Here is a 257-nt window from a genome sequence, read left to right as displayed (position 1 = left end):
AATCAGGGAAGTTAACTTCATTACCACGACGATCTAACTTTTTAATACCTGCAAATAAATCCATATCATCTGAGTCTTTAGTGCTTACCCATAGTTTTAAGTTCATGTTTCCAACTAACTCAGTATCTTTGTCAAACGTATATTCAAAACTTACATCTTGTTGTTTATCTTCAGAGTCATATTGTGCGACATGCGCGCTACTAATCTTTGCATGATTCAATGTGTGATTTTCAGCATTCAAATACAATGGTGTATAT

1 protein-coding gene is annotated in these 257 nt (G+C 33.5%); it reads right to left on the bottom strand.

All coding sequences use genetic code 11. The features are described 5' to 3' along the window. Window positions 1-241 (bottom strand): CocE/NonD family hydrolase C-terminal non-catalytic domain-containing protein (locus tag AAHZ94_RS36625; protein WP_502964888.1); only part of this gene is annotated, 241 nt, incomplete at its 3' end. Window positions 242-257: the final 16 nt, after the last annotated feature.

It is taken from the genome of Streptomyces sp. HSW2009 (genome assembly GCF_040240285.1).
In the GTDB taxonomy this organism is placed as follows: Bacteria; Actinomycetota; Actinomycetes; order Streptomycetales; family Streptomycetaceae; genus Streptomyces.
This window is presented reverse-complemented; position numbering and strand designations above follow the sequence as displayed.